Annotated in this window: 21 protein-coding genes and 1 rRNA gene; 9 read left to right on the forward strand and 13 right to left on the reverse strand. The window is 39.1% G+C overall.

Annotated elements, in window-relative coordinates:
- Positions 1-17: 17 nt before the first annotated feature.
- The 6 genes from WBW42_RS15390 to WBW42_RS15415 all read right to left on the reverse strand — a co-directional run bounded on the left by WBW42_RS15390 (position 18) and on the right by WBW42_RS15415 (position 8,587).
- Complete coding sequence (locus WBW42_RS15390; protein WP_284106432.1) at positions 18-1,697, reverse strand: AMP-binding protein; 1,680 nt, start codon at positions 1,695-1,697, stop codon at positions 18-20.
- A 297-nt stretch (positions 1,698-1,994) separates the two neighbouring features.
- Complete coding sequence (parC, locus tag WBW42_RS15395) at positions 1,995-4,214, reverse strand: DNA topoisomerase IV subunit A (RefSeq protein ID WP_005065677.1); 2,220 nt, start codon at positions 4,212-4,214, stop codon at positions 1,995-1,997.
- Between the two features lie 151 nt (positions 4,215-4,365).
- On the reverse strand, positions 4,366-5,685 hold the full coding sequence (gene niaP, locus WBW42_RS15400; RefSeq protein ID WP_005065676.1) for a niacin transporter NiaP: 1,320 nt from the start codon (positions 5,683-5,685) through the stop codon (positions 4,366-4,368).
- A gap of 82 nt (positions 5,686-5,767) precedes the next feature.
- Entirely contained in the window at positions 5,768-6,412 is a 645-nt protein-coding gene (locus WBW42_RS15405) for a trimeric intracellular cation channel family protein (protein WP_002121256.1), read from the reverse strand.
- A 45-nt stretch (positions 6,413-6,457) separates the two neighbouring features.
- The gene (locus WBW42_RS15410) at positions 6,458-6,925 is read right to left on the reverse strand and encodes a YchJ family protein (RefSeq protein ID WP_005065674.1); all 468 of its coding nucleotides are present in this window, start codon (positions 6,923-6,925) and stop codon (positions 6,458-6,460) included.
- A 72-nt stretch (positions 6,926-6,997) separates the two neighbouring features.
- Positions 6,998-8,587 carry a TerC family protein gene (locus tag WBW42_RS15415; protein WP_032070648.1) on the reverse strand — a complete coding sequence of 530 codons (1,590 nt, stop codon included), beginning with the start codon at positions 8,585-8,587 and terminating at the stop codon, positions 6,998-7,000.
- Positions 8,588-8,913: 326 nt separating this feature from the next.
- Between WBW42_RS15415 and WBW42_RS15420 the strand changes: the two genes are divergently transcribed.
- The 4 genes from WBW42_RS15420 to dinB all read left to right on the forward strand — a co-directional run bounded on the left by WBW42_RS15420 (position 8,914) and on the right by dinB (position 12,992).
- On the forward strand, positions 8,914-9,537 hold the full coding sequence (locus tag WBW42_RS15420; protein WP_498478817.1) for an LOG family protein: 624 nt from the start codon (positions 8,914-8,916) through the stop codon (positions 9,535-9,537).
- Between the two features lie 171 nt (positions 9,538-9,708).
- Positions 9,709-11,100, forward strand: coding sequence for a multidrug transporter subunit MdtD (gene mdtD / locus WBW42_RS15425; protein ID WP_032070649.1), 1,392 nt, complete (start codon positions 9,709-9,711; stop codon positions 11,098-11,100).
- A gap of 76 nt (positions 11,101-11,176) precedes the next feature.
- Positions 11,177-11,935, forward strand: coding sequence for a glycoside hydrolase family 25 protein (locus WBW42_RS15430; RefSeq protein ID WP_016802737.1), 759 nt, complete (start codon positions 11,177-11,179; stop codon positions 11,933-11,935).
- Position 11,936: 1 nt separating this feature from the next.
- Complete coding sequence (gene dinB, locus WBW42_RS15435) at positions 11,937-12,992, forward strand: DNA polymerase IV (protein ID WP_032070650.1); 1,056 nt, start codon at positions 11,937-11,939, stop codon at positions 12,990-12,992.
- Positions 12,993-12,996: 4 nt separating this feature from the next.
- Here the strand turns inward: dinB and WBW42_RS15440 are convergent, their stop codons facing one another.
- The gene (locus WBW42_RS15440) at positions 12,997-13,113 is read right to left on the reverse strand and encodes a hypothetical protein (protein ID WP_002121660.1); all 117 of its coding nucleotides are present in this window, start codon (positions 13,111-13,113) and stop codon (positions 12,997-12,999) included.
- Between the two features lie 193 nt (positions 13,114-13,306).
- Between WBW42_RS15440 and WBW42_RS15445 the strand changes: the two genes are divergently transcribed.
- The gene (locus tag WBW42_RS15445) at positions 13,307-13,660 is read left to right on the forward strand and encodes a RidA family protein (RefSeq protein ID WP_002121652.1); all 354 of its coding nucleotides are present in this window, start codon (positions 13,307-13,309) and stop codon (positions 13,658-13,660) included.
- Positions 13,661-13,807: 147 nt separating this feature from the next.
- Here the strand turns inward: WBW42_RS15445 and WBW42_RS15450 are convergent, their stop codons facing one another.
- The 4 genes from WBW42_RS15450 to WBW42_RS15465 form a co-directional block, all read right to left on the reverse strand.
- A complete protein-coding gene (locus WBW42_RS15450) occupies positions 13,808-14,308 on the reverse strand; it encodes a DUF2726 domain-containing protein (protein WP_002121669.1) in 501 nt (166 codons plus the stop codon).
- A gap of 314 nt (positions 14,309-14,622) precedes the next feature.
- Positions 14,623-17,001, reverse strand: a complete 2,379-nt coding sequence (locus tag WBW42_RS15455) for a YgiQ family radical SAM protein (RefSeq protein ID WP_032070651.1) — start codon at positions 16,999-17,001, stop codon at positions 14,623-14,625.
- Positions 17,002-17,212: 211 nt separating this feature from the next.
- Positions 17,213-18,472 (reverse strand): esterase-like activity of phytase family protein, encoded by a 1,260-nt coding sequence (locus WBW42_RS15460; RefSeq protein WP_025469756.1) that lies wholly within the window; start codon positions 18,470-18,472, stop codon positions 17,213-17,215.
- Between the two features lie 150 nt (positions 18,473-18,622).
- The gene (locus tag WBW42_RS15465; protein ID WP_005065659.1) at positions 18,623-19,027 is read right to left on the reverse strand and encodes a helix-turn-helix domain-containing protein; all 405 of its coding nucleotides are present in this window, start codon (positions 19,025-19,027) and stop codon (positions 18,623-18,625) included.
- A gap of 81 nt (positions 19,028-19,108) precedes the next feature.
- Between WBW42_RS15465 and WBW42_RS15470 the strand changes: the two genes are divergently transcribed.
- From WBW42_RS15470 to WBW42_RS15485, 4 genes are all read left to right on the forward strand, one after another.
- A complete protein-coding gene (locus WBW42_RS15470; RefSeq protein ID WP_005065657.1) occupies positions 19,109-19,594 on the forward strand; it encodes a DUF2938 domain-containing protein in 486 nt (161 codons plus the stop codon).
- 18 nt (positions 19,595-19,612) lie between these two features.
- On the forward strand, positions 19,613-20,179 hold the full coding sequence (locus WBW42_RS15475) for a flavodoxin family protein (RefSeq protein ID WP_005065655.1): 567 nt from the start codon (positions 19,613-19,615) through the stop codon (positions 20,177-20,179).
- Between the two features lie 4 nt (positions 20,180-20,183).
- The gene (locus WBW42_RS15480; RefSeq protein WP_005065652.1) at positions 20,184-20,417 is read left to right on the forward strand and encodes a DUF2798 domain-containing protein; all 234 of its coding nucleotides are present in this window, start codon (positions 20,184-20,186) and stop codon (positions 20,415-20,417) included.
- Between the two features lie 280 nt (positions 20,418-20,697).
- Entirely contained in the window at positions 20,698-21,306 is a 609-nt protein-coding gene (locus WBW42_RS15485) for a lytic transglycosylase domain-containing protein (RefSeq protein ID WP_080630986.1), read from the forward strand.
- A gap of 55 nt (positions 21,307-21,361) precedes the next feature.
- Here the strand turns inward: WBW42_RS15485 and cysK are convergent, their stop codons facing one another.
- A complete protein-coding gene (gene cysK / locus WBW42_RS15490) occupies positions 21,362-22,360 on the reverse strand; it encodes a cysteine synthase A (RefSeq protein WP_005065649.1) in 999 nt (332 codons plus the stop codon).
- A 123-nt stretch (positions 22,361-22,483) separates the two neighbouring features.
- Positions 22,484-22,571: ribosomal RNA gene (gene rrf / locus WBW42_RS15495) — 5S ribosomal RNA — on the reverse strand; the annotation flags it as partial.

A 22,571-nucleotide genomic window follows, 5' to 3' on the forward strand; every position in this document is an offset into this window, starting at 1 on the left:
GCTTTTTTATTAACTTTTTAGGCTGGCTTACGTAAGTCCTTACGTAAGATTTTGCCTACGTTTGATTTAGGTAATTCATCCATAAACTCAACATAACGAGGGCGTTTATAACCTGTTAAGTTTTCTTTAGCAAAGTTCAAAATTTCTTCAGTCGTTAAGCTTTGATCTTTTTTCACGATAAAGAGTTTTGGCACTTCACCTGATTTTTCATCAGGAACACCAATTGCTGCAACTTCCAATACTTTTGGATGTTTAGCAATAACTTCTTCGATTTCGCTTGGATAAACGTTAAAGCCAGAAACCAAAATCATATCTTTTTTACGGTCTACAATTTTAGTATATCCACGGCTATCCATAACGCCGATATCACCAGTACGGAAGAAACCGTCTGCAGTCATGACTTTCGCAGTCTCATCAGGACGCTTCCAATAGCCTTTCATGACTTGAGGACCACGAATAGAGATTTCACCTTGCTCACCTAAGGCAACTTCTTTACCGTCATCATCTAAAATAGCAACTTCAGTTAAAGGTAACGGAATACCAATAGTGCCGCTAAATTCAGTAGATGCAGGAGGGTTTGCAGTCGCTACCGGAGAAGTCTCAGACAAACCATAACCTTCAATAATGGTTGTACCAGTAATCTTCTTCCACGCTTCTGCTGTAGAAGGTAGAACTGCCATACCACCGCCCATCGCCATTTTTAAATTGCTATGGTCAAGTTGTTTAAATTCTTCATTGTTTACTAAAGCATTAAATAATGTATTTACTGCTGGGAAGAATGATGGCTGATATTTACGTAATTCATTAATTACCGCTGGTAAATCACGTGGGTTCGGAATCAAGATATTTGCCTGACCTTTATACATACCGTACATCGCGCAAACCATGAACGCAAAAATATGATAAAGCGGTAATGCGCAAACAATACGGTCGCCTTTAGCACCATCATTTGCACCAAATTTACTTTGGAAGATACCATCACACTGTAAAAGGTTGGCAACCAAATTAAGATGTGTTAATTCCGCACCTTTTGAAACACCTGTAGTACCACCCGTATATTGAAGCACGGCAGTATCACTTAAAGTTAAATTTGGACGCTTATAATTACTCGGACTTACTTTATTTAATGCTGTATTAAATTTAACGTACCCTGGAATATTCCAAGCAGGAATTTGCTTACGTACTTTACGTAATACAAAATTTACTAATGTACCTTTAAGCGTACCAAGCATATCTCCTACTGTCGCAACTACAACATGCTTCACAGGAGTTTTACCTAAAATGCTTTGGTAAACACTGGCAAAGTTTTCGATAATCACGAGTACTTCTGAACCCGAGTCATTTAATTGATGCTCAAGCTCACGCGCAGTATAAAGTGGGTTTACATTCACTAATACTAAGCCTGCACGTAACACAGCTAATGCAACTACAGGATATTGCAATACGTTTGGCATCATCACTGCCACACGAGTTCCCTTTGCTAACCCCAAATTTTGCAAATAGGTCGCGAACTTACGGCTTGCAAGTTCCAACTCGTTAAATGACATCGCTTTATCCATAAAGATAAAGGCATCACGAGAACCAAATTTTTGGAAATTACTCTCAAAAATATCAACAAGAGAGGTATTTTCCGCAGGCAATGTTACTGTTTCTGGAATCCCTGTTTTTTGGTATTCTGCAAACCAAATCTTTTCCATAATGCCATTATCTCCGATTCGTAATCCTTAGTAATAACTGTTATTCAATGCCCCAGCTATTCTTTAGCTTCTTGGTGCCAGAACATATTTAAAACTTATTGGCACATTCATGACACTTTCGAACAAGATTATGAGACAGAAGTTTTGACAATTTGACCCTGTCAAATTTTTTGCATGGAGTACAAATTGCGTACTCCAAATTGCTGTCCTTTTAATCATTATCCAATACCAATAAGTTCAGTTCATTGCTTGAACTTATTGCCATATATAGCGTATTTATGTTGCTCGACGCTAGCTTTATCTCTGAATCAACAGTTTATTTGCTTTTTGATATCCACGTGGTAAGAGGTGCCCTTTTGAAGCTCGTTTACCCATGTATTTCTGTAGATCATCACCTTTTAGTTTTAGATGTTGTTGACCTGCAACCACCTGAATTATTTCATCTAAGTTCAGGGTTGTCATGGATAAAATCTGCTCTTCCGCTTCAAGTTGTATCAACTTATTACCTTTACCCTTATTTAAATTTGGCAGTTCTGACAAATCAATAATCAAGAGTCGACCTGCTGAGCTGAGTACAGCCAAATGTGTCATGTTTTGGGCAGATATTAACGGTAGCGCTTTTGACTTTTCAGGTACCGACAAGAAGCTTTTTCCTGCCTTGGCATTAGTATCTAACTGTTTGACTTGAGTTTTAAAGCCATAACCTGATGAGCTAGCAGCAATAAGTTCTGACTCTTCATCATCTAAATAGACCTGAATAAACGCGACTCCACTTGCAGGAGCAAGTTTCGAACTTAATGGCTCGCCTAAACCTCTTGCTGATGGCAAACTACTAATAGGCAAGGCATAACTACGCCCTGTCTCATCAAGGAAATAAATTCGTTGATTGGTTTTACCCACCGCATGACTTAAATATTGGTCACCAGCACGATAGTTTAAATTCTCTGCATCAACATCCGCACCTTTTGCAGCACGAATCCATCCCGCCTCAGATAAAACTACCGTTACTGCTTCAGCCGGCATTAAATCTTGTTCTCTAATTTGAACAGCTTCAGCACGTGCAACAATTGGAGAACGGCGTTCGTCACCAAACTTTTTCGCATCTTCTTTTAATTCGCCAATAATCAGGTTTTTTAAAGATTCTGGGTTTTCTAATTGTTCACGAATAATCGCTGCTTTTGCTGAGAGCTCATCCTGTTCTTGACGGATTTCCATCTCCTCAAGTTTTGCTAAATGACGTAACTTGAGTTCTAAAATTGCTTCTGCCTGTATCTCATCAATTTTGAAATGGTCCATCAATACAGGTTTAGGCTGATCTTCTTCACGAATAATACGGATAACCGTATCAATATCGAGATAAGCAATTAAAAGGCCTGCCAAAATATGTAGACGTTTTTCAATTCGGTTTAAATGATATTCCAAACGGCGAGTAACCGTTTTTTTACGGATCTCAATCCACTCAAGCAAGATACGTCGAATCGACTTAACCTGAGGACGACCATCCTCACCAATCATGTTTAAATTAACACGGTAGCTTGATTCTAAATCGGTAGTCGCAAATAAGTGGCTCATCACCGCTTCAGCATCAATACGGTTAGAACGAAGTACAATCACGAGTCGTGTTGGGTTTTCATGATCCGACTCGTCACGCACATCCACCACTAATGGTAGCTTTTTGGCCTGCATTTGGTCGGCAATTTGAGTGATCACCTTAGAACCCGATACTTGATACGGCAATTCGGTAATCACGATTTCATTTTTTTCGATGGTATAAACCGCTCGCATGCGGTAACTACCACGTCCAGTCGTCTGGATTTTGAGTAATTCTTCAGGCGGAGTAATAATTTCAGCTTTGGTTGGTAAATCTGGCGCTGGAATATATTCAGCCAATTTCTCGTCTGATGTTTGCGGATTACGAATTAAGGCAATTGTTCCTTTAATCACTTCACGCAAATTATGTGGCGGAATATCAGTCGCCATACCAACCGCAATACCAGTTGTACCATTCAGCAGAATATTAGGAACTCGTGCTGGCAAAGTAATCGGTTCTTTTAATGAACCATCAAAGTTATCTTGCCATTCACTCGTGCCTTGTCCTAACTCACTTAGTAATAACTCACTGTAGGCAGAAAGTTTTGCCTCGGTATAACGCATCGCTGCAAAGGATTTAGGGTCATCTGGTGAACCCCAGTTCCCTTGACCTTCAATCAAAGGATAGCGATAACTAAACGGCTGAGCCATCAACACCATGGCTTCATAACATGCCGAATCACCATGAGGATGATATTTACCTAGTACGTCACCTACAGTACGGGCCGATTTTTTTGGCTTACCACTGCTTTTTAAGCCCAACTCGCTCATGGCGTAGACAATACGGCGCTGTACAGGTTTTAAGCCATCACTGATATGCGGCAATGCACGGTCCATAATGACGTACATGGCATAATTCAGGTAAGCCTGTTCAGTAAATTCGGCCACAGAGCGGTTTTCTGTCGCTTGATGCGCAAGGCTGGTCATAGTCAGCTTATCTTCCAAATCAGTCGTTATTTTAAGTGAGTCTTATGCTAAGTGGGCTATGTTACAGACACAAGAGGGACTCTGTCACCTGAGCGTCAAATTATGTCTCATCTCTCTATATTTTTAGTTACTTGCTATAAAGTTAGGCAAACTAGAGACCTATCGACTCTAGTCTTTTACCTTGGGTTTCTTCACCTAATATTAAAATTACAGCTGCAACCAAAAGTAAAACAATAGTAAACATCATAAAAACATGGCTAAATCCATTTTTGGAAACCATCATATGAGTGACGACTATCGGCGCCAAAATTCCACCTAAACGGCCCATTGCCGATGCCCAGCCCGAACCAAAAGCCCGAATGTTGGCTGGATATTGCTCTGGTGTATAGGTATATAACACTCCCCATGCACCCAAATTAAAGAAGGACATGAGACAACCCCAAAATATAATGCTATTTACACTATCGGCTTGTCCAAAGAAATATGCAGACAACGCACAAAACCCGATAAATGCAGCGAGTGTAATTTTTCTACCTAACTGCTCTACAAACCATGCCGCTGCCAAGTAGCCTGGTAGCTGCGCCAAAATCATAAGCAAAACATATTCAAAAGATTTAACGATGTCATAGCCCTGTTTCACTAATAAACTTGGCAGCCATGTAAAGATCCCGTAGTAGGAATACACAATTCCAAACCAGATGAGCCAAAGCATTAAGCTTCTGCGAGCAAATTGACCACTCCAAAGTTGTTTAAAAGAGACTTTTTGTCGCATGGCTACAGGCACGACTTCAATATGGTGAACAATTTGAACGCCTGCTTGAGCTTCTAATTTTTGAACCAATGCATGTGCTTCTTCAACACGTCCACGGTTAATCAGGTAAGGTATGGATTCAGGGAGTTTTTTCCAAATTACTAAAATATAAATCAGTGGGAGGCCACCCATAAGAAATGCAATGTGCCAACCAAATTTAGGAATAATAAAATAAGAAATGAGTGCGGCAACTAACCAGCCCAAACCCCAAAAACTTTCGAGTAGGACGATAAAACGACCACGTACATGGGCAGGTATATATTCACTCACCAATGTCACTGCAACGGGTAACTGTCCACCAAGCCCAAGACCAACAATAAAACGGAAAATTAATAACCACTTCAAATCTGGAGCAAAAGCACATAAGGCAGTCGCAATACTATAGATGGCCATGGTCACTGCAAATATTGTCTTGCGGCCAAAGCGATCTGCTAAAGCTCCTGAGCAAACAGCTCCAATAGCCATTCCTACAAAACCAATACTCACAATCCAACCGCTTTCGGCTGGTGTTAATGCCCAGTCTTTAACAAGCGTTGTCATGATAAAAGCAATGATACCGGTGTCCATCGCATCAAACATCCAACCTAAACCAACCACCCACAGTAATGTGTAGTGAAATTTGCCAATTGGAAGATTTTGTATACGTGAAACCAGATCCATAGGAAAAACTCTACTGGAAAAAATAAGTGAGCAAGACAATATATTTAATTGTTATATCATGCTCACATCGAATTCTGCATGATTAATGTTCGTCAGTTGAAGAAGCCGATTCTGCATCATCATCTTTATAAATAAATTTAGGCATTTCTAAGCCAAAATAGATTGCAATCAGACGTAAGGTAAAGCCAAAAATTAAAGTTGAAATAACGGTTAACTCTAGGCTTAATCCTAAATCCTGACAAACCCAGTAACAGATGACTGCCACAAAAGAGATACTCGCATAGAGTTCACGGCGGAAAACGAACGGGACATCGTTACATAAAATATCACGTAAAATACCACCAGATACTCCAGTCAACACTCCAGCTACTGCTGAGACGACAAAACCATGTCCCATTTGTAAGGCAATCTGGCAACCAATGATCGTAAAACCAATCAAGCCTAAAGCATCGAGCACCAAAAAGATGTTATGTAAATGACGCATCCATTTGGCAATAATAATCGTGACAAATGCAGCACAGCAGGTCAGAACTAAGTATTCAGGATGTTTTACCCAAGTTAAAGGATAGTGACCAAGCAATACATCTCGCACCGAACCACCACCTAAAGCAGTCACACAGGCAATCAGTACGACACCGAACCAGTCCATACTCCGTCGACCAGCAGATAATGCTCCTGTCATGGCTTCCGCAGTAATCGCAATAATATAAATAACGGTGAGTAACATCGCCCTTTCCCTCAGGCCAAACAGTGGGCGTATTTTAAGATAAACTTACAGAAATTGTGCACAGCATTGCTTAAATTTTTTTCCTGAACCACATATACAAGGTTGTTTCATGGTGACCTGCATATCGACCGTTGGGTCGAGGAAAAACCATTTTTGCTGGTGATAAACAAAATGTGAAACCTCGTGGTGAATTTGAGCTTTTTGCCCATCATGATAATGAGCCTTGAACTCAACCTGTGCATGAGTTTTATCTAATTTTTCGTTGGCGTTAACCACCTCTAAACCCAACCATTGATTTTGTTTGCTCCACTCTGCGATAGCATCTTTATCAAGAGCTGTTTGCTGACCTAAAGCAGTCGTTTGCACAATATAATCAATTTGCTGTAATGCAAAAGCGCTATAACGTGAACGCATAAGCTGCTCTGCCGTTAGTGCTTTGGCTGTGCCTAAATGTAAAGGCTCACAACATTCTATATAGCGGCCTTTTCCACATGGACAAGTTTGTTGGGTCATTTGGTGTGTCTCAAATAAAAAAATAGCTCAGAGTTGAGCTATTTTATGATGTTTCTAGACTTAAAACGTCATTTAATCTTTTGATTCATCTTGTTCGATAGAAACAATATGAACTTTCTCAATTTTATGACCTTCCATCGTAATCACTTCAAAGCGATAACCGTCTGCCTCAACAGCTTCACCATTTTCCGGTAAACGGCCTAAATGGAATAACAAGTAGCCCGATAAAGTTGAATACTGTTCACTTTCGTCAACGAGATCACGACCTAATAAAAGTGATACATGGCGAATATCAGTTGAACCTTCAAGCATTAATGAACCGTCTGCCAAGCTTTCAGCAGCAGCGTCTAACTCATCTTCATCAGGGAATTCACCAGCAATCGCTTCTAAGATATCAATTGGTGTTGCGATACCTTCGATGGAACCATATTCATTTAATACGATAGCCATTTGTAAAGGTGCTTGACGCAATTGCTCCATCACCATAAGCACTTGAGCATTTTCATGCACAATCACAGGTTCACGTAGATGCTTTTGGAAATCAACTACACCTGTTTCAATAAAGTTGTTTAAAACTTTATGCGTAAGTGCAATACCCTCAATATTATCAAGTTCACCGCGTGCAACGATCAAACGAGAATGTGTCATCGACATTAAACGTTCTTTTAAAACTTCAGGTTCATCGTCTAAGTCAATCCACTCAAGTTCAGGGCGTGGAGTCATAACAGATTTTACAGGACGCTCTGATAAACCAAGCACACCTTGTACAAGCACACTGTGATAAGCACCATTTTCTTCGTCAAAAACTTCATCAGCAAAAGCTTGCGTCGCTAATACATCTTCTTTATCAGAAGATTGAGTATCTGAAGAACTACTATTTTTACTGCCTAACATACGTAAAACCGCAGAGGCAGTGCGATAACGTAAATCTGTAGTGGTAACTAGCTTTTCCTGATTGCGACGCATGCTCTGATTGATAACTTCTACCAAAACCGAGAAGCCAATTGCAGCATATAAATAGCCCTTCGGAATATGGAAACCAAAGCCTTCCACCACCAAAGAGAAACCGATCATCATCAAGAAGCCAAGACACAGAATGACAACTGTTGGATGTTTATTGACGAAGTCCATGAGTGGTTTTGATGCCCACAACATGATTCCGACAGCAATAACAACCGCAACCATCATCACTGACAGCTCTTTCACCATACCTACAGCTGTAATCACACTGTCTAACGAGAATACAGCATCAAGCACAACAATCTGGACAATAACCATCCAGAATGCAGCATGAACAGGATTATCTTCTTTATGAAGTTGTTTTCCTTCCATCCGTTCATGCAATTCCATGGTGCCTTTAAATAATAAGAACACACCACCGAATAACAAAATCAAATCACGACCAGAAAATGGATGATCAAAAATATGGAAGAGTGGCTCAGTCAGTGTCACGACCCAAGCAATCGAGGCTAAGAGTACAAGGCGCATTCCTAATGCGAGTACCAAACCGACTATACGTGCTTTAGCTCGTTGCTCTGGCGGCAATTTCTCAGCCAAAATCGCGATAAAAACGAGGTTATCGATCCCCAATACAATTTCAAGAACGATTAAAGTTGCTAAACCCACCCAAGCAGAGGGATCAGACATCCATTCAAAGATCATTGATCCTGCTCCTGTGTTGTTTGGATTTTATCTTTATTTGGCAACACAACAGGCGCGCCTATACAAAGGGGGGAAAATGTTTTTTTAAGACAAGAAATTAAAACGGAGCGACTACAACCACTACCCATATTTGTTCATATGTTGTTAAACGAATTTTTAGTATAGGCAAGATTTAACATAAATTCATCATTTTTATTTGTTCATGACCAGCATTCACCAAACCCATACAAAACATGAATCTTTCTTATAAATCTGCTTATAAAGTTGTCATATCTTTTGCTTACTGTAGACAAGAAATATGAACGTGATAAGGTAAAAATAAAACAATGAATAGCGTATTAACAATGGCAGTAAATGATTCACCAATAACAGCTGTAAAAACAAAACAACCTCTTATTGCATTATATTGTGGTTCACGTGCAGGAAATAACCCAATCTACCGAGAAAAAGCAATTGAACTTGCTCATGGAATCGCTGAACAAGGCTTTGGATTAGTCTATGGCGGTGCCAGTATCGGTTTAATGGGACAAGTCGCAGAGAGCGTTCTCGCAAACGGCGGAGAAGCTGTCGGTGTGATCCCTGAATTTATGCTTGATTATGAAGTCGCACATGCAGGCCTAACTGAATTACATGTCGTAGAAACCATGCATGAACGTAAAGCCATGATGGCAGAGCGCGCAAGTGCATTTATTGCGTTACCGGGTGGCTTAGGAACATTTGAAGAAATATTGGAAATAGCCACTTGGGGCCAACTCAACCAACATCAAAAGCCTATGATTTTATATAACGTAAATGGCTTTTATAGCGCACTTATTGCCCAATTAGACCATGCAGTTCAAGAAGGTTTCCTTCCCCTTCAGCACCGAGCTAAATTAATTGTATGTGATGATGTTGATCAAATTTATAACGTCATTAAAAACTTAAAAATGCCAAAAAGATTTGTTGTCTAGTTGTTCCCCTACTCTATTTAAAAAAGCGGTTCTGCCGCTTTTTTTGTTTTAACTATTTTCACCTCTGCCTTCAAAAGAACTTGGATTTAGTAAAGGGGTATTCAACATTGGCTTACTTCTTTTAAATTCAATTTGTTTTACACTAGACCAAAACGTTAATTTTCAAATGTTATGAATGCCACGCCGACTCACCAAGCCTTGCAACCCGAATATCGCTTACTCGTTCTTTTGGTTTCTATTGGCTTTTTTATGCAGGCCTTGGACACAACCATTGTAAATACTGCTATTCCTGCAATGGCTCATCATCTAAATGAAGACCCTTTACGCATGCACAGTGTAGTGGTGGCCTATGTATTATCGGTTGCTGCCTGTATTCCTCTAAGTGGATGGTTAGCAGACCGCTTTGGTGTTAGAAATATTTTCTTGTCGGCAATCGTAATTTTTACTCTGGCTTCTTTAGGTTGTGGTCTTTCTCAGAGTCTCAATGAGCTGTTATTTTTCCGAGTCATCCAAGGCATAGGCGGCGCCTTACTACTTCCTGTTGGCCGATTATCACTTTTAAAAATTATTCCTCGAACTCAGTTCTTAGCTGCGATGAGCTTAATGAGCCTTGCAGGTTTACTCGGACCTTTGGCTGGTCCAACTTTGGGCGGATGGTTGGTTGAAGTTGCAACTTGGCACTGGATTTTTCTTATCAATATTCCTATGGGCATACTTGGTATACTAATGACACTAAAAGTCATGCCAAATGTAAAAGAACCCTCAGTCAAAACATTCGATTTGGGGGGCTTTATCTTATTAGTCGTGGCCATGATTGGCTGGTCTTTAGGGATCGAACATCTAGCCTCACCTGAATATTCAAAATGGTTTAGTATTTCGCTATTAGTCGTCGGAATAATCGCAACACTATGGTATGCCTACCATTCACATACTCATCAAAATGCATTATTCCGCAGCCGACTCTTTAGAAACAAAATTTATGCGATTGGTATTTTAGGTAATTTCTTTGCTCGCTTTGGTGGTAATGCCTTACCTTTTGTTTTACCACTCATGCTACAAGTCGCTTTTGGTTTTGAACCATTTATTGCAGGTTTAATGATGATTCCATTGGTCTTGGGCTCATTATTTTCAAAGCCAATTGTCAGGCCTATTATTCAAAAAATTGGCTATCGACGTTTTTTACTCATCAACACAACATTAGTTGGGCTATGTATTGCCTCTTTTGCAATCATGACCGTCGATACTCCAACTTGGTTTAGAGCCTTGCACTTTTTCTTATTTGGCACATTAAATTCACTGCAATTTGTTGGCATGAATACATTAACCTTGAAAGACTTGCCTCAACAAGATGCAAGTAGCGGTAATAGTTTCCTATCAATGATCATGATGCTATCAATGAGTATTGGTGTAGCACTGGCAGGTACCCTCATTAATATTTTTACTAATTATTATGGTGCAGACCACGTGACAACAGCGTTTCATGTCACTCTCATTTGTCTCGGTTGTATCAATGTCATTACTGCTTTTATTTTCTGGCAAATTCCAAAGGATACGTCTGTATAAGCGGTTGCATTTTTAGCATGGTTTCTCGCTCGCGAATCACGCTATGATGTCGACTTCAAATTTTAACGAGTTTTGAATGAGCAAACTGGCTAAAACTTTTTTCACATCACGGCACAATACTCTAATCGGAATTGGCTTAGCTTGTGTTATGGGAGTCTTAGCTTATTTTGGTCTGTTCTATCAACAAAAAGCTGTTGCGCAGGATTATCCGGTGCAAGGGTTCGATGTTTCTCATCATCAAGGTGATATTAACTGGAAAAAAATATCACCGGAAAAATTCCAATTCGTCTATTTAAAAGCGACTGAAGGCGGCGATTACAAAGATTCAAAATTTCAGGAAAACTGGCTCAAGGCACGTGAACATGGTTTTCATGTAGGCGCTTATCACTTTTATCGTCTATGCCGTGATGGTAAAACGCAAGCGGATAACTTTATTGCGACTGTACCCAACAAAGCCGATGCCCTTCCTCCTGTTATCGACCTAGAATATGACGGTAACTGTATTAATGCTCACACCAAAGAACAATTACTTAAAGAAATAGGCATCATGCATGCCCGCTTAAAACAGCACTATGGCAAACAGCCTATCTTTTATATTTCCAAAACTTTTTACCACATTGTATTAATAGGAAGTTTCCCTAATACACCACTTTGGGTCAGAGATTACGAAGGAAAACCTGAGCTAAAAGACAAAAGAAAATGGCTCTTTTGGCAGCATAGTAATCAAGGTAAAATTGAAGGCATGACAAAACCAGTAGACTTAAATGTTTATGAGGGTTCAGTCAAAGAATGGCATCATTTTTTACAGCAGCAAGGCATCGTGAAAGCACAATAATATGCGCAAAATCATTCATATCGATATGGATGCCTTCTATGCATCGGTCGAATTGCGAGAGCGTCCTGATCTAAAGCATCTTCCCGTCGTTATTTCTTCGCATCATCCGCGAGCTGTGATTGCTGCTGCCTCCTATCCTGCCCGTGAATTTGGTTTGCGTTCTGCCATATCGATGAGTCAGGCAAGAAAACTATGTCCTCAAGTTGTCATTATTGAACCAAATTTTGAAAAATACCGTACGGTTTCCGCTCAAATTCACTCAATCTTTCAGCAATATACACTACTTATTGAACCTTTATCTTTAGATGAAGCTTATTTAGATGTCACTGAAAACCTAAAACAGATTGCGAGTGCAACTGAAGTTGCCATGCATATTCGGGAAGATATTTTTAGATTAACCGGATTGACCGCATCAGCTGGTGTGGCACCAAATAAGTTTTTGGCAAAAATTGCTTCGGATTGGAACAAACCTAATGGCTTATGTGTAATCAAACCTTCGCAAGTTGCTACTTTTATTCAAGACCTTCCGCTTAAAAAGATTCCAGGCGTGGGTAAAGTCACTCAGGAAAAATTACAACAGCTTCAGCTATATACGTTAGGTGATTTACAGAAAATTGAAGAAGCTGTTTTGGTTCACCACTTCGGTAAATATGGACAACAACTCTATCTATATGCTCAGGGCATTGACCATAGACCTGTTCAAGCTGAAAGAGCTCGCCAACAAATTTCGAAAGAGACAACTTTTGACAGTGATTTTACTTTGGCTCAATGTCAGCCCTATTGGCAGGGATTAGCCGAAAAAGTGTGGCAAACACTAGAGAAAAAACAGCTTAATGCACGTGGTGTCAATATCAAACTTAAACTCAAGAATTTTCAGACTCTACAACATAGTAAAAGCTTTAAAAGGCCGATCCAGTCGCTACAGGACCTAATCCAAGTTTTATTTTTATTGTTAAATGAAATGCAGATACCCGAACATTTCCAGTTTCGCCTGATTGGTATAGGCGTTTATCAATTACAAACCCAAGCGGATGACTTCCAGCTTAACCTCTGGTAATTGACTACTTTTCACTCAAAAGAGCAACTTTTAAACAAAATAGACTCCCTTTTACTGAAACTTTAGAGTAACCTAATCCACGCATATTCATTACCCATGTATTTGCAACATGCCAAAGCAACCTTTACTTTCGGCATATCGTCCTGTGATTGGCGTGACGACCAAATCCGAATATTGCAGGGCTCTTCTGATACATGGCTTAGATATCCCTTCCTCACAATAATCTACTGAAATTCTTTTCTACTTGCTTGCACCGACCTAGCAACTCTTCATAAAATCAAAACTATTAAATAAAGCCACTTTAGAGCATTTTTATGACGGTAAAGCGTTTACACGTTACTTCACGCTATTGCGAAGTTGCGATTTCAGGTAATTTAGTACACCTAGCTGGGCAACTCGCCGATGATACAAGCGCAGATGTCACAGGGCAGACTCAACAAACTTTAGATAATATTGATCGTCTATTAGCAGAAGCTGGAACAGATAAAACCCATATCCTTTCTGTCATGATTTTCCTAAAAGATATTGAAAAAGATTATGCAGCTATGAATGCGGTTTGGGATGCATGGATTAGCGAAGGGAACCCACCAGCACGTACATGTGTAGAATCAAAACTCTATGCACCAGATGTACTTGTAGAAATGACGGTTGTTGCGGTACTTCCATAATTTTTATAATTATAAATCTATGTAAAATTGAGCAATATCTTGGGTGATATTGCTCAATTTTTTAATAATTTTAAAATTTTGAATTTCAGCATTTTATTCAAATCTTCTTAAATGAGCTCTCAAATCAATTCTGCTAATGTCGAATTTTTAAGGCTTCACAAAAGCGTTTGACATTCTTTCTAGCTGGGGTGTCGCATGCAAAGTTGCTAATTCTGATTCAGGACTCAATAAGTCTCTTCTTAAGTCATGATAATCAGGCACACTACTATAATGAAGCACACGATAGCCAGCCAATTGTAATAGGCGACGCTCATATTGTTGATGCGCTCGGCGTAAACCGTTTTCCCCTAGAACAACGACTACAATTACCTGATAATTTTGATCAAGCACAACAAAATCAGCTGACATATTTTGATATTTACGACGTGTATGCGCGTATTTTGTTGTTAGAAGTGCATCAAAAGATACATGCGCTAATACGGTAAATTTGGGCAAAACAGTTTGTAGTCTGGTTAAGGTCATTTGCTCATGGCTAGTTAACACTGCACGGCGCTTTAAAGCACTATCATGTTGATGCCTTCGTGACAGACTTTTCACTGCCATAACAACAACCAGAAATAATAATAAGATCGTGATTAAATAATACATGGGCCTAATCCTTTAAGTTTTTTATAATGATTTTGCTAGATCACACTTTGTTTTAATTGATAACGACACAGCCGTTTTTTAAAAGGTTCACTTAGTAATTTCACTTGTAGTTATCAAGCTTGGCTTAAATTTAGCCACCCTCACATTATTTATAATCATAGAATCAATAACAATCAAGTGCAGCTCGTCAGATTTTGGCTATTTATCATTATTCGTTACGTTTTTTGTACTTTAAATCCTCAAAAATCTCATTATACGATTTAAATAGAGTTATAAAAAACAAAACAGGCTCTATTTAAGAGCCTGTTTTATCATTATCCACGAACTTTAGATTTAGGTTTACTTTTCCCGCCAAACGGTCTTTTTTCTCCTGTTTCACGGGGAGGTAAACCATTATGTTGCGTTAGAACCTGTCCTTTTTGTGGACGCTTTTGATTCGAATGATTATTCGTTTGCTGGTTATTTCGTTTAACCGAATCACCTGCTGTAGACGCATTTTTCTTGCGAGCAGACTTATATTCCCCTTCTGTGCCTTTTGGCTGATAAGTCGGAATTAAATGCTGCTTCGAATTACCAATTAAATCTGCGCGACCCATCTCTTTTAGGGCCTCACGAAGTAATGGCCAGTTGTTTGGATCATGATAACGCAAGAATGCTTTATGCAGACGACGGCGTTTTTCACCTTTTACAATATCAACTTTTTCAGTATAGCGAGCGACTTTAGCAAGTGGGTTTTTGCCCGAATAATACATGGTTGTTGCAGTTGCCATTGGCGATGGATAGAAAGTCTGTACCTGATCGGCACGGAAACCATTCTTTTTCAACCAAATTGCAAGATGCATCATGTCATAATCTGAAGTACCCGGATGTGCTGCAATAAAGTAAGGAATTAAATATTGCTCTTTTCCTGCTTCTTTACTGAAACGGTCAAACATTTGTTTGAAACGATCATACGTACCAATACCCGGTTTCATCATTTTAGATAACGGGCCTTGCTCGGTATGTTCAGGAGCAATTTTTAAATAACCACCTACGTGGTGCTGTACTAATTCTTTGACATATTCAGGGTTGAGTACCGCAAGGTCATAACGTAAACCTGAACCAATCAGAATCTTCTTTACACCTTTAATGGCACGCGCTTTACGATAAAGCTGCACTAAAGGTGCATGATCCGTATGCAAGTTTTGACAAACACCCGGATATACACAAGAAGGTTTACGACAGTTTTTCTCAATTTCAGGATCTTTACAGTGCAAACGGTACATGTTTGCTGTTGGGCCACCTAAATCTGAAATAATACCGGTGAAGTTTGGTGCAGTATCACGGATTTTTTCAATCTCACGTAAGATCGAGTCTTCCGAACGGTTTTGAATAATACGCCCTTCATGTTCTGTAATTGAACAGAATGTACAGCCGCCAAAACAGCCACGCATAATGTTGACCGAGAATTTGATCATATCAAATGCAGGGAAACGAGCATCACCATAAGTAGGATGTGGCAAACGTGCATAAGGTAAATCAAACACATAATCCATTTCCTCTGTAGTTAGAGGAATTGGAGGCGGGTTAATCCACACATCTCGTTCACCATGGCGTTGAACGAGTGCACGAGCATTACCTGGATTAGTTTCAAGGTGCAAAATACGGTTTGCATGCGCATAAAGCACTTGATCATTTGCCACTTCTTCAAAAGAAGGCAAGCGAATAACCGCCAACTCTCGTGGTGGCAATTTGTGTTTAATCGCTTTTGACGGTGCCGGCTTTAATTGAACGATTTGAGTGTCGTCATCAAGTTTGTCGCCTTCACGCACAATCGGATTTGCAACAATCTCTTTTTGGAAATTTTGATACTGAGCTAAAGAGTTACCCTTTTCTTTTTCAACCTCACAGCCATCAATATCTTCTGTCATGACATATGGGTTAATAATTGGATCAACACGCCCAACCGTATCTACATCATTACTCGCAACTTCAACAAACTTTGCTTTTGATGCTTTGTTATGTTTATTAATAATAAATGCCGTACCACGAACATCTGTAATCTCGTGGATTTTCTCACCTTTAGCCAAACGATGCATTACATCAATAATGGCGCGCTCACCATTACCATACATCAGCAAATCAGCTTTTGAGTCCATCAAAATCGAACGACGGACTTTATCTGACCAATAATCGTAGTGTGCGATACGGCGTAAACTGCCTTCAATACCACCTAATAACACAGGTACATCAGGGAATGCTTCTCGACAACGTTGGCAATAAACTGTTGCTGCGCGGTCTGGACGTTTATTTGGTTCATTATTTGGAGAATATGCATCATCCGAACGGATTTTACGATCTGCCGTATAACGGTTAATCATCGAATCCATATTACCTGCGGTTACACCCCAAGCAATTGTTGGCTTACCTAAAACTCGGAAGCTTTCAACATTGGTCCAGTCTGGCTGCGCAATAATTCCGACACGGAAACCTTGTGCCTCAAGCACACGTCCAATCACACCTGATACAAATGATGGATGGTCAATATAAGCATCACCACAGACTAAAATAAAGTCACACGCATCCCAGCCGAGTTGGTCCATTTCTTCTCGTGACATCGGCAAAAATGGTGCGGGTTCAAAACACGACGCCCAATATTTGTCGTAATCAAACAGCGCTTTGGGCGCAGTCTGCATGGTGTAGGCAGTAGACATGGCTTGCGAATCTCGGCTAGCAGATGAAGGAGAGACATCTAAAGATGAAAGCCGATCATTTTAACATGAATTTCATTCATTTTCCCTGTTTATAAAACATGCGAAAACAACAATATAGAAATTAATTTGATTAAAGTTTATTCAATATTTTTTCTTGGAATAAATACGGCGGACCAAAATCCGCCGCAGTTTTAATTTTTATTTATAGAACTTAGAACAAAGCTTTTGGCAAACGGATCTGAATAATCTCGTTATCGTCAGCCAGTTTTGCGTTACGTCCTGTCGAACCAGGGAAGTTATTATCATTGAAAACCGTCAGCGTTGTGCCATTTTCAATAATCACATCTTCAATGGTTTCAAATGGAAAAGCAAAAACCTGTCCCGTACCAATATCCCCTGCTCTAGCTGTGCCATACAACATATTCTGGTTAGCAATTTTAATTAAATCGACTAAGTCTTCGCGGCTGACTAGCTGGCCTGACTCATTTAATTTAATACGAATTAATTTTTTATAACCTCCTAAATTATTCTGCGTGGCATCACGTTCAATAATAATACCCTCATTATTATTAAAGAGTTGGAAATCCCCAATATTGGTTGCCTTACTGTCTAACTGGAACCAATAATATTTTCCTGTATACGCTTTTTTCTTCACATCAAATTGAGAAATCAATAATTGTCTTTCCGTTTCTCGAATTGATTTAATTGGCTTTTCTATAAGAGGGTAAAGATACTGCCCATCTGGCGAAATCGCCATTCCTTCAAAACCGCCACTTTGTTGAACTAGAGGTTCTACAAAATTAATTTGTGCTTTATTAAACTGATTTTGTGGTGAACGTAATTCTTGAGTCGGATTTAACGGATTTGGCAGAGCAATCGGTGCATCTAATAACACGCCATCTGCTGAGAAATGGAGTAAATATGGACCAAATTCATCTCCAATCCAGTAGGTCCCGTCACTAGTACGCTGCATCGACTCTGGGTCAAAATCAGCACCCGTTAATAAACGCTCAGGTGTATTACCATTGATGATATTAAATGGAATTAATTTATTCGGATCACGCAGTTGGATAAAGCTTTGTACAGTAACTTGGCTCGTGCCTTTAGCTTTAGTTTTGAAATCAGGCTTTATTTTATAAATACGAAGTAAAAAGTCTGATGAATTATCTTGAGTGCCAAAACCGTTATCGGCCATTGCCATATAACTGCCATCTTCATTTTTTAATGCAGCAGAAAAGCCTTGTACAGGTTGACCTTTAAATGGAGGATAAATTCCATTTGCACCTTTCACATATGCGCCAGAGTCTGGACCAGCAGCATAAGTTTCTACAGGTAACTTAGCAAAAGAAATTAAGGTTGGTTCGGTAACGTTTTCAGTAGGTGAAGTTTGTTCGTGGTCGTTATCATCATTACATGCCGCCAATCCTAAACTGGCACAGCATAATAATACCGCTAATGTTTTTTTGCTCATGGTTTTATACATTTGGTAAAAAATTAAGCAAATTTAATCAAGCTTATATGAAATTTTTACTTCAAAAAGATGAAATCTTTATGGCAAAAATATGACAAGACTAACTATTTAATACAACCTTAAAAATTCGACTTCTTTGCTGAAAACTGATTAAAGTTTTGTTGGCTGATATTCTCCAGCAATTGCTGCTTTTAAAAATTTTTGGAAAGTTGGACATTCCATATGATTTTCAGCAGGACATACAGCAGCATGTTCTAATCCTTGGCTGATAAAATGCAATCGTTTTGCCATTTGCTCTAATTGTTCAGCTTTATCTTTTAATTTTTGCCGATCAAGCTCAGGCTTACCATCTTGTCCAAACATTGCAGCGATCTCATTTAAAGAAAAACCCGCAGCGCGACCTAAAGAGATTAATGCCAATTGATCAATTACCTTCTTGCCATATTGTCGACGTAAGCCTTGCCGCCCTATCGATTTAATTAGTCCTTTCTCTTCATAAAAGCGTAGCGTTGCAGTTGTGACTTTTGCCTTCTTAGAAACTTCACCAATATCCATAATAACCTCTTGACTTCAAGTGAACTTGAACTTGCACAATAAATTTATCACGTTTCATACGTATAAAAGCAAGGTGTAAAAATGAATACCTCTACGTTGTTCTTTCAAGCTTTATGTCTTGGTATTGGTGCAACTATATTTATGGATATCTGGCTGTTCATATTAAAGATATTCAAAATTCCGACCTTAAATTTTGCCTTCCTCGGTCGCTGGGTTGGTTGGATATTTCAAGGGAAACTTATTCATCAATCTATTGCAAAAAGCCCCTCAATTAAGCATGAGTATTTATTGGGTTGGATTGCTCACTATAGTGTTGGGATTATCTTTGCATTGAGTTTTCTTTTCATTATTGGTTCAACTTGGCTTAGCCAACCTCAGTTTTATTCAGCACTTCTATTTGGTGTAGTCACCGTCCTCATTCCATTTTTTATTATGCAACCTGCGATGGGTGGTGGCTTTGCTTCATCAAAAACACCTCATCCTTTTTTAAACTGTCTAAAAAGTTTGATGAACCATATTGTTTTTGGTTGTGGCTTATATCTCACTGCAAAACTATTTCAAATTTAAATAAAGAGGAGACTACTCATGAAAACTATTGCCATCATTTACCATAGCCGCCAAGGCCACACCCAATTTATTGCTCAGCAAATTCAAACTGGTATTTTGAGCCATAAAAATATGAAAGCAGATTTACTCAATACTGAAGATATTATCAACAGCCCAGAAATTCTCATCCAATATGACGGCTTAATTTGGGGATCCCCCACTTATTTAGGTGGTGTATCTTCCAAATTAAAACAACTCATGGATGCAACTGGTCCATTATGGAAAAAACAAAGTTTTAAAGGAAAATTAGCGGCTGGATTTACCGTTTCCTCCCTTCCTGCTGGTGATAAACAATCGACGTTAATTTCGATTTTCACCTTTTGTATGCAACACGGCATGTTATGGGTCGGTAATCCAATCATGCCTGAACAGCACAAAGGCATTCCTTATACGCAAGCAGCCAACCGTCTCGGTTCATGGTCAGGCTTAATGGCTCAAGCTGAACATGGCAGTAATGCAGATGGTTTTGATGAAGGAGATATTAAAACTGCTCAACAATTTGGAGAAAATTTTGCATTGACCTTAAATGCTTATCAAGGAATATAAGGCCATGAAAGCACAGAAACTTTTATTCCTCTTAATTTTATCAGGAATGATGTCTTTTATAGTTTCAGGTATTTCAACTTTCAAGGCTGTAGGGCTAAATCATCACTTCGTTTCATTATGGTTATCGGCTTGGATCATTGCATGGATATTAGCTTTCCCAAGTGTATTGATTTGTGCTCCTATAGCCCAGAAATTAGTCGACATCATATCTAAGAAAGTTGAAAAAAAACGACTGTAAGTTAAAACGTACAAAACTTGCGGTGATTTGCGGATATTCAGCTTTAGTATTTTTTCATAGTATATAAATCATAGAGAGACAGGATGTCTCATTGAAGAAGAATAAGAACGCAGGAAGCGGTAGTTGACAGGAGTTAACTACATAAAGCTGAATACGAAGAAACCTCGACAGGATGTCGGGGTTTTTTCATTTTAATTATACAAAATTCTTACTTTATAGATGTGCTGAGCAACAGAACTTATATTGATCCGATAAGTACGGCTGAATACCATCATTTTATTTGAAATTTGATTATTGGTTTTGTATTTTGCTTACCTCATCTTTAGCTCAAGATCATTTTGAACCATCAGAATTACACCGCCTTAGCTTCAAATTTTTTATTATTGCATTGATGACAATAATGACAGGGTGTACAAGCTTAGGACCTAACAGTGGCTCATTTTCTTGGCGCTCCAATAAACTCTCGTCTGGCTTACAAAAAGCTTATTCTGTTCCAGCGAGTACAGCCAATCGGCTATCTCCAATGATTATTCAAAGTGCTGACCAATATAATGTCCCCCCTCTTTTACTCGCAGCAGTCATCAGGCAAGAGTCTAGTTACAATAGTAATGCTCGCTCTCCTACTGGTGCTGTCGGTTTAACTCAAATTATTCCGAGTTATTGGCAACAAACTTGTGCTGGGAATTTGTATGATGAAACTACTAATATCCAATGTGGGGCTTATATCTTAAATCACTATTATCAGTCAGCTGATAGTTGGTTCAAAGCAACAGCTTATTATAATGTGGGACCGACTGGATATGAGCGAAGCTTCTGGACACGACACAAAGCAAAAAAATATGCTCGATCTGTGAAACGTCATCAGAAAAATTTAAAAAGTGCATTATAAATTCAGATCAAATAAAAAAGCCCATCTATTAATGGGCTTTTTTACATAGTTAATTTTATTCGTCAAATAAACCTTCAAATAAAACAGAAGATAAATAACGTTCTCCGCTATCAGGAAGAATAACAACTATTGTTTTACCAGCATTTTCACGACGCTCTGCAATTTTAGCTGCAGCAGCCAAGGCAGCTCCACTTGAGATACCTACCAAAATACCTTCTTGAGTTGCACAGTTTCTCGCCCATTGAATTGCTTCTTCACTACTCACTGGTAAGACTTCATCAACCAAATCTAAATCAAGATTTTTTGGAATAAAGTTTGCACCAATCCCCTGAATTTTATGGGGTGCAGGCGTAATACTTTCACCATTTTTAGTTTGAGTAATAATTGGAGACTCAGCAGGTTCAACTGCTACTGAGTACAATGGCTTATTTTGGACCTGTTCAAAATAACGAGAAATACCCGTTATCGTACCTCCAGTACCTACGCCAGCAACTAAAATATCAACCTGCCCACCTGTTGCTTGCCAAATTTCTGGGCCAGTTGTGTCCACATGAATTTGTGGATTGGCTGGATTTTCAAATTGTTGTGGCAAAAAATAAACATCTGGCTGTTCAGTTGCTAATCGTACCGCTTCATCAACCGCCCCTTTCATCCCTTTCGCCGGTTCAGTTAGAACTAAATTAGCACCTAAAGCTTTTAATACTTTTCTACGTTCAAGACTCATGCTGGCTGGCATAGTCAAAGTAATTGCATACCCCTTCGCTGCCGCAACAAAAGCCAATGCAATCCCTGTATTACCACTAGTTGGTTCAACTATATGCATGCCTTCTTTCAACACACCTCTTTTTTCTGCATCTGCAATAAGTGCAGCCCCAATACGGCATTTCACAGAAAAGGCAGGATTACGACTTTCTACTTTCGCTAATACAGTTGCACCAGTTTTAATTAAACGGTTGATGCGAACTAAAGGAGTATTACCAATAGCTTCTGCATTATTTGTATAAACTGCAATACCTAAATTATTGGGTGTTGGGAATTGTTGATCGGTAGACATGTTATATCCTTATTAGACTTGATATGAATTTCTTCCATTATAATCATATAAAGAATTGACGATACAAATTCCCCCAATAAAAAAACACCCCCATTCATTGGAACGGGGGTGTTTAGAATAATGAGCTGGCGATGACTTACTCTCACATGGGTAACCCCACACTACCATCAGCGCTAAGAGGTTTCACTTCTGAGTTCGGGAAGGGATCAGG

Source organism: Acinetobacter sp. LT1 (assembly GCF_059800965.1).

Excerpts from the sequence above, each read along its gene's own strand:
- niaP (WP_005065676.1), bottom strand. The coding sequence starts at position 5,685 with ATGGATCTGGTTTCACGTATACAAAATCTTCCAATTGGCAAATTTCAC.
- WBW42_RS15460 (WP_025469756.1), bottom strand. The coding sequence starts at position 18,472 with ATGAGCAAAAAAACATTAGCGGTATTATTATGCTGTGCCAGTTTAGGA.
- dinB (WP_032070650.1), top strand. The coding sequence starts at position 11,937 with ATGCGCAAAATCATTCATATCGATATGGATGCCTTCTATGCATCGGTC.
- cysK (WP_005065649.1), bottom strand. The coding sequence starts at position 22,360 with ATGTCTACCGATCAACAATTCCCAACACCCAATAATTTAGGTATTGCA.
- parC (WP_005065677.1), bottom strand. The coding sequence starts at position 4,214 with ATGACCAGCCTTGCGCATCAAGCGACAGAAAACCGCTCTGTGGCCGAA.
- WBW42_RS15390 (WP_284106432.1), bottom strand. The coding sequence starts at position 1,697 with ATGGAAAAGATTTGGTTTGCAGAATACCAAAAAACAGGGATTCCAGAA.
- WBW42_RS15405 (WP_002121256.1), bottom strand. The coding sequence starts at position 6,412 with ATGTTACTCACCGTTATTTATATTATTGCGATTACTGCGGAAGCCATG.
- WBW42_RS15480 (WP_005065652.1), top strand. The coding sequence starts at position 20,184 with ATGAAAGCACAGAAACTTTTATTCCTCTTAATTTTATCAGGAATGATG.
- WBW42_RS15470 (WP_005065657.1), top strand. The coding sequence starts at position 19,109 with ATGAATACCTCTACGTTGTTCTTTCAAGCTTTATGTCTTGGTATTGGT.
- WBW42_RS15445 (WP_002121652.1), top strand. The coding sequence starts at position 13,307 with ATGACGGTAAAGCGTTTACACGTTACTTCACGCTATTGCGAAGTTGCG.
- WBW42_RS15415 (WP_032070648.1), bottom strand. The coding sequence starts at position 8,587 with ATGATCTTTGAATGGATGTCTGATCCCTCTGCTTGGGTGGGTTTAGCA.
- WBW42_RS15465 (WP_005065659.1), bottom strand. The coding sequence starts at position 19,027 with ATGGATATTGGTGAAGTTTCTAAGAAGGCAAAAGTCACAACTGCAACG.
- mdtD (WP_032070649.1), top strand. The coding sequence starts at position 9,709 with ATGAATGCCACGCCGACTCACCAAGCCTTGCAACCCGAATATCGCTTA.
- WBW42_RS15430 (WP_016802737.1), top strand. The coding sequence starts at position 11,177 with ATGAGCAAACTGGCTAAAACTTTTTTCACATCACGGCACAATACTCTA.
- WBW42_RS15475 (WP_005065655.1), top strand. The coding sequence starts at position 19,613 with ATGAAAACTATTGCCATCATTTACCATAGCCGCCAAGGCCACACCCAA.
- WBW42_RS15410 (WP_005065674.1), bottom strand. The coding sequence starts at position 6,925 with ATGACCCAACAAACTTGTCCATGTGGAAAAGGCCGCTATATAGAATGT.
- WBW42_RS15455 (WP_032070651.1), bottom strand. The coding sequence starts at position 17,001 with ATGTCTACTGCCTACACCATGCAGACTGCGCCCAAAGCGCTGTTTGAT.
- WBW42_RS15420 (WP_498478817.1), top strand. The coding sequence starts at position 8,914 with ATGAATAGCGTATTAACAATGGCAGTAAATGATTCACCAATAACAGCT.
- WBW42_RS15450 (WP_002121669.1), bottom strand. The coding sequence starts at position 14,308 with ATGTATTATTTAATCACGATCTTATTATTATTTCTGGTTGTTGTTATG.